Origin of the sequence: Pseudofrankia sp. EUN1h (assembly GCF_001854645.1) — a bacterium.
Taxonomy (GTDB): domain Bacteria; phylum Actinomycetota; class Actinomycetes; order Frankiales; family Frankiaceae; genus Pseudofrankia; species Pseudofrankia saprophytica.
The window spans coordinates 155,089-161,988 of record NZ_MBLN01000072.1; the positions used below are offsets into that span (position 1 = coordinate 155,089).

Annotated in this window: 5 protein-coding genes; all 5 read left to right on the forward strand. The window is 72.9% G+C overall.

All coding sequences use genetic code 11. The features are described from left to right. Positions 1-243: 243 nt before the first annotated feature. The 5 genes from BCD49_RS28325 (at position 244) to BCD49_RS28345 (ending at position 6,831) form a co-directional block, all read left to right on the forward strand. Complete coding sequence (locus BCD49_RS28325; protein ID WP_071042096.1) at positions 244-2,550, forward strand: acyl-CoA dehydrogenase; 2,307 nt, start codon at positions 244-246, stop codon at positions 2,548-2,550. A 244-nt stretch (positions 2,551-2,794) separates the two neighbouring features. Then, positions 2,795-4,174: an ABC transporter substrate-binding protein gene (locus BCD49_RS28330; protein WP_007519164.1), complete on the forward strand. Its 1,380-nt coding sequence runs from the start codon at positions 2,795-2,797 to the stop codon at positions 4,172-4,174. A gap of 215 nt (positions 4,175-4,389) precedes the next feature. Next, positions 4,390-5,301 carry an LLM class flavin-dependent oxidoreductase gene (locus tag BCD49_RS28335; RefSeq protein ID WP_007519162.1) on the forward strand — a complete coding sequence of 304 codons (912 nt, stop codon included), beginning with the start codon at positions 4,390-4,392 and terminating at the stop codon, positions 5,299-5,301. Then, positions 5,294-6,334 (forward strand): LLM class flavin-dependent oxidoreductase, encoded by a 1,041-nt coding sequence (locus BCD49_RS28340; protein ID WP_007519161.1) that lies wholly within the window; start codon positions 5,294-5,296, stop codon positions 6,332-6,334. Before BCD49_RS28335 ends, BCD49_RS28340 begins: the two co-directional genes overlap by 8 nt. Before the next feature lie 119 nt (positions 6,335-6,453). Beyond that, positions 6,454-6,831: a nuclear transport factor 2 family protein gene (locus BCD49_RS28345; RefSeq protein ID WP_007519160.1), complete on the forward strand. Its 378-nt coding sequence runs from the start codon at positions 6,454-6,456 to the stop codon at positions 6,829-6,831. Positions 6,832-6,900 lie beyond the last annotated feature (69 nt).

The following is a 6,900-nucleotide window of genomic DNA, read 5'->3' on the forward strand; positions in this document are numbered from 1 at the left end:
CGCTAAAAGCTTTAGATTTATCCAGCGCCCGGTCGATGTGGCGGCAAGGGCGGTGCGTGGCCGCGGCCTGCGGCCGGGCGTGCGGTCCGGATGGTCCCCGCGCCGGGGGCCAGTGCGCGGGCCGCTGGGTCGGTCTCGGTAGCCGGGACGCCGACCCGAATAATATATACATATCGACGGGCGGTGTCTGGCCAGAAGGCCCAGCCGTCCCGGTCGAATGGCAGCCGACCTCGGGAGACGTGGATGGACCTGTCGATGGACGAGGCGTCCCGGGCGGCGCGGGAGCTGGTCCTGGCGGTGCTCRCCAGGCGTCCCGGGCTGGCGGCCGCGCGGGCGGCCGAGCCGCTCGGGCACGACCGGGGGCTGTGGGCCGAGCTGTGCGCGGCCGGGCTGCCGGGGCTCGCGGTCGCCGAGGAGCACGACGGCGGCGGGGCCGGCCTGCACGCGCCGGTCGTCGCCGCGGTGGAGCTGGGCCGGGTGCTCGCGCCGGTCCCGTTCGCGGAGCATGTCGCGGCCGCGCGGCTGCTCGCCACGGCCGCGCCGGGGCATCCCGACCTACCCGCCGTCGTCGCCGGCGAGCTGATCGCGACGCTGGCGCCGCGGGTGCGCGCGGGCGTCGGCGTGGCGGTTCCGGCGGGGGCGGTCGCCGGCCTGGTCCTGGCGGTCGCCGACGGGCAGCTGGTCGCGGCCCGGTCCGCTCCGCCCGGTGCCGCCGTCGCCAACCAGGGCGACCTGCCGGTGGCGGACCGCGAGCTGCGCGGCGCGACGGTGCTCGGCGGCGGCCCGGCGGTGGCCCTGTTCGAACGGGCGCGGGCCGAGTGGCTGGTGCTGATGGCCGGCTGGCTCGCCGGGCTGGCCGACGGCGCGCTGGAGCTGACGACCCGGTGGGTCAAGGAACGCATCCAGTTCGGCGTGCCGATCGGCTCGTTCCAGGGGGTGCAGCACGGCCTCGCGGACCTGCCGGGACTGGTCGACGCCGCGACGCTGCTGGCGCGGGAGGCGGCCTGGAGTCTCGACACCGGACGGCGGTCGGAGACCGGGGCCGACGGCGGCCAGCTCGCCGGGATGGCCGCCCTGGTGGCCACCGACGCCGCCCGGCACGCCGCGGACCGCGCCGTGCAGTACCACGGCGGTCTCGGGGTCGCCGTCGAGCACGACGCGCAGCTGTTCTTCCGCCGCGCCCGCGCCTACCCCGCGCTCGCCGGCGCCCCCCTTGCCCTGGCCCGCGAGCTGGGCCGCGCCCTCGTCGACAGCCCCAGCCCCAGCGCCGTAGACGGCCACGCGACGCTCGCCGGCACGTCAGCCCAGCCCGGCGACGACGGTGCCATCGGGACGGACTTCGCCCACAGCCCGTCGGTCGCCGCGTTCGCCGCCGAGGTCCGGGGCTTCGTCCGGTCCTGGCTGACCGACGAGGTCCGCCGCGAGGCACGCCGGACCGGCACCGTGCACGTGCCCGCGCTGCACCAGGCCCTGGCCGAGCGCGGCTGGCTCGCCGCCTCGGCCCCGGGCGGGCGCGCCGCCAGGGATCCCTACGAGCTGGGCGCGCTCTTTCGCGAGCTGGAGCTCGCCGACGCCCCGTACCACGGCATCGGCACCACCATGATCGTCGCCGGCGTGCTGGACCAGATCGGTAGCCCGGCGCTACGGGCCGAGGTGCTGCCCCGGCTGCTGACCGGCGAGGCCACCGCGGTCCTCGGCTACTCCGAGCCGGGCTCGGGCTCCGACGTCGCGGCCGCCCGCACCCGGGCCGTCCCGGTGGACGACGCGCGCACCGCCTGGCGGATCAACGGTCAGAAGATGTGGACCACCCTCGCGCACACCGCGGCCCACTGCCTGCTGCTGACCCGGACGAACCCCGACGTGCCCAAGCACCGCGGCCTGACGATGTTCCTCGTCCCGATGGACAGCCCGGGCATCACGATCCAGCCGATCCACACGATCGCCGACGAGCGGACCAACGTCGTCTTCTACGACGACGTGATCGTCCCGGACTCCTGCCGGGTCGGCGAGGTGGACGAGGGCTGGCGGGTCATGGCCATCGGGCTGAGCCTGGAACGCGGCGTCATGGGCAGCACCGCGATGCTCGAACCCCTGCTCGCCGACGTGACGGCCTGGGCCCGCGTCGCCGGACCGGCCGGAGACTGGCCGGGCGAGGGGCGACCGGCCGACGACCCGGCCGTGCTGACCGCGATCGCCCGCGCCCGCGCCGACGCCGAGGCCGCCTTCCTGCTCACCCAGCGCACCGCCTGGCTGAACGTCTCCGGGCAGTCCCCCGCGGTCGCAGGCACGATCGCGAAGCTGTTCGCGTCCACCGCCTACCAGCGCGCCAGCCGTGAGCTGCAGGACGCCGTCGGCCTGGGTGRCATCCTGCGCGCGCCCTCCGGCGAGGGCACCCTCCCGGCGGCGGCCGGCGGCGAGATCGAACGAGCCGCCCGCCACTCCTGCGTCGTCACCATCCAGGGCGGCACCACCGAGATCGCCCGCAACCTCGTCGCCGAACAGCGCCTCGGCCTCCCGAAGACCCGCCAGGGCACCCGCTCGTCAGCCTGACCGGGTGGCGAGGCCACCCGACCAGTTCGACCTGACGCTTCCATCCGTCGAGTAAAGCATCTATATATATAACTCTATGGGCGCCGAGACGCTCCGCCGGTCGGTGGGTCCGGACGGATCGGGCCGGCGTGACCATCACCATCACCACCGCCGGCGGGCCTGAGCCGTCTCCGCCGGGCGGTCTGGCGATTCATCCCGCCGCGGCGGGCCTGGCGGCCCGCCGCGTTCATAGCGAAGGAATCTGATGAGACTGCCGGCACGATTAACGACCCGACTCGTCGCGGCACTGGCCGCGTCTTCGGCGATCATGGCTGGGATGGCGGCCTGTTCGGACGACAAGACCGACACGGCGACGACGACCAGTGCTCCGACGGTCAGCGTCGCCGACGTGAAGGCCGGCCCCGCGTCCGGGTGGAGCGACGGTGGCTACAAGCCGGACCTGTCGACGCTGAAGTGCGGCCAGACGGCCGCCGACCCCACCCGGGGGATCACCGACACCGAGATCACCATCGGCGGCCTGGCCTACCTGACGAGTCCCTCCGGCGCCTCGATGACCGGCACGGAGGCGGGCGCCCAGGCGCGGTTCGCCCGGGTCAACGCCGAGGGCGGCATCAACGGACGTAAGATCAACTATGTTGGCACCCTCGACGACGGCAACGACCCGGCCCGCAACGGCTCCCAGGCCAAGGTGCTCGTCGAGCAGAAGAAGATCTTCGCCGCCGTGCCGGTGATGACCAGCGGCGCCAGCTACCTCGACACCTTCTGCGCGCAGACCGTCCCGTTCTTCGGCTGGGGGTTCAACTCCGGCTTCTGCAACACCTCGATCGGTTTCGGCATCACCGGATGCCTGCTGCCCGGCAAGGACCTCAAGGCCACCGCCACCACCTACGGCGTCATGCTCAACGCCCTGTTCGGCGGCAACGCGACCGGCAAGACCGTCGCCCTGGTCGGCAACGACGACGACACCGCCCGCACCGGCCTGGCATCCATCGCCCGGCAGATCAAGTCGGTCGGCCTCGACGTCGTCTACCAGGAGACGCCCATCCCCGACTCCGGCCTGAGCGACGCCACCCCGATCGTGAGCGGGATCATGTCGGCGAACAAGGGCGCCCCGCCGGACGTCGTGCTCTACGGCACCGACTTCACCGCGACCACCAAGCTGACCGAGGCGCTCGACGCCGCCGGATACAAGGGCAAGCACCTCAACACCGTCGGCTACGACCCTCGGCTGGCCGCCGCCAAGCTGCCCGGCCTGGAGGGTGCCTACACGTCTCTGCAGTGGCAGCCGGGCTCGGACGTCTCCGTTCCGGCGATCAAGCAGATGACCGATGACATCAACAAGTACGCTCCGGGCACCGCGATCAGCCTGCCGACGATGGCCGGGTACTGGTCCGCCGACATGTTCGTCGCCGCGGCGACCAAGGCCGGCAAGGACCTCAACCTCAACACCCTGCTCAAGTCCATGAACGGCGACTTCTCCTACTACGTCGACAATGCGGTGGCCGAGTCCCGCTGGCCGCTCAATCACTTCCTCTCGACGCCGTGCACGTCCGTCGTGCAGCTCAACGGCGACAAGTACGACGTCACCAGCGCCCTGTCCTGCGGGGCCTACACGACCGGCTAGCAGCCTGTGATCCGTACACCGACGTCGTGCGCGTGACGGGCGCCGAGCCGTCGTGCGGATCATCGTCGTGCGGATCACCGTGGTGAACATGCTGCGGGTGAACATGTCTCGGGGGCGCCGCCAGACATTCGGCGCCCCCGAGCGCCTCCGCCGGTTCACGCCGCACGTGGCTGCCTGGTTCGGACTCGTAGTCGCCTGGTTCGGAAAGGTGCCGCATGTCGATCGGGCGCTTCGGCCTGCTGATGACGAACTACACGCATGACCTCGCGCCGGGCTCGTTGTTCGGGCGGATCGGCGACATCGCCAGAGCCGTCGACGAGAGCGCCTTCGACACGTTGTGGCTGCCGGACCACCTCATGCAGGGGCCGGTCGGTGACCTCGAGGCCAACCGTGGCGCGGCCGAACGGACGGCGGACGGACCGGCCGGTCGGCACACCCCCATGTTCGACGCTCCGACCCTGCTCGGCGCGCTCGCGCTGCTGACGGCGCGAGTGCGGATCGGCCCGCTGGTCAGCCCGGTCACGACCCGTCATCCGGCGCTGCTCGCCAAGGCGATGACCACCGTCGACGTCGTCTCCGGCGGGCGCGCCGTCGTCGGCCTGGGGGCGGCCTGGGATGCCGACGAGCACCGGCGTTTCGGGATGGCGTTCCCGCCGGCGCGAGCGCGGGTGGACCGTCTCGAGGACGCCGTGCGGATCTGCCGCGCGATGTTCGACGAGCCGGTCGTGAGCCTTCAGGGCCGCCAGGTCTCGGTCGACCGGGCGGTCAACGAACCGCGACCGGTCAGCCGGCGGGTCCCGGTGCTGGTCGGCGGGACCGGCGCCCGGTCGCTGCGGATCGCGGCGACGTACGCCGATGCCTGCAACCCGATCGGCGAGGCCGACGTGCTGCGCGGGGCGTTCGCGGCGGTCGACCGGTGCTGCGCCACCCTTGGCCGGGACCCGGCCAAGGTCGCGCGGCTGGCTGGCGTGATGTTCCATCGGACCGCGGACGTGCCTGGCCTGGTGGCCGACGCGTTCGCCGCAGGCGCCGACGGCGTGATCCTCGTCCCCTGGCAGATCGCGCTGTCGCCGGAATGGGTGAGCGCCATCGGCGCCCAGCTGAGGGCGGAGTTTGGTGATGACTGATGGACGGGACGCCGGTCGAGGCCGTGGCGCGAGCGAGCGAGCTGCGCCGGAGGACCTGGTAGCGGAGGATCTGAAGGTCGGGCTGTTCGTGGACGCGCGCAACCCCGAGCCGTGGCGGCGCCCCTGGCGGGAGCACTATCCGAGGCTGCTCGACCTGGCCGCCGAGGCAGACCGGCTCGGCGCGGACTGTATCTGGCTCACCGAGCACCACGGGTTCGACGACGGGTACCTTCCGCAGCCTCTCGTGCTGGCCGCGGCCATGGCGAGCCGCACGACGCGGGCGAGGATCGGCACGGCCGTGCTGCTGGGGCCGATCCGCGATCCGGTCCACCTGGCGGAGGAGGCGGCACTCGTCGACCTGGTGTCGGGCGGCCGGCTGGAGCTCGGCCTCGGAGCGGGGTACGTGCCGGGCGAGTTCGAGCTGTTCGGCGTCGACATCGCGGCGCGGTTCGCCACCCTCGACGCGGTGTTCACCCGGGTCCGCGCCCTGCTGACCGACGGTGGCGTCACCCCGGGGCCGTTGCAGCGTCCGGTGCCGATGTGGCTGGGCTACGGCGGCCCGGTGGGTGCGCGCCGGGCCGGGCGGATGGGCGCGTCGCTGCTCACCATCGGCCGGCGAGTGGCGGCCGCCTATCTCGAGGGCCTTGCCGAGGGCGGGCACGACCGCGCGTCGGCCCGGCTGGCCGGCGACGTGGACATCGTGGTGGCCGACGACCCGGAAGCCGCCTACGAGCGGATCAGGCCGCACTACCTGTACCAGCTGAACTCCTACCGGCAGGCCGGTCGGCTGGGGCCACCGCACACCGAGGCGGAGCTCGGCGACCGGCGCGGGCACGGCCGGGCCCGCGTGCAGCTGAACCTGCTCGTGCTGTCCGTCGACGAGGCCGTGGCCGAGGTACGCCGCCGCGTCGAGGGCCTGCCGGTGGAGCACGTCTACACCTGGGCGACGGTCGCCCAGATGCCCGAGGACCTGGTCGCCCGTCACCTGCAGCTGTGGCTCGGACCAGTACGGGACGCGCTGTCGACGGCCTGACCGCCTGACCGCCTGGCCACGCGCATTCCGACACCCACGACACCGACGACACCGACGACTCGCGCGACGCMAACGACCCGCGCGACACACATGACATCCATGACCAAGGAGGCGCGGCGATGGACGTGGCCGACCGGCTGGCACTCGGCGAGCTCCCGGCCCGCTACGGCGACCTGATCGACGACCGCAACTGGCGGGACCTCGACCAGATCTTCCTGCCGGAGGCCACGTTCGAGATACCCGGCCAGGTCCTCGACGGGCTGGCCGAGATCCGGGCGTTCATGACCCAGGCGCGCCACCCGCGGACCCACATCATGACCAACATCTACGTCGACGAGACGCCGGACGGCGTCATCCTCCGGTTCCGCCTCGTGGGCATGCGGCCCGACGGCCGGATCAGCTCCGGCCGCTACCGCGACGTCGTGGTGAAGCGCCCGGAGGGCTGGCGGGTGGCAAGCCGGGTCTTCACGGCGACCCCATACGACGAGCCGGCGTAGGAACCTCCCGACAGTTACCGTTTCTGGACGGTGTAGGTCAGGTGGGTCACCCGCCGCGTCGGCTCCGCG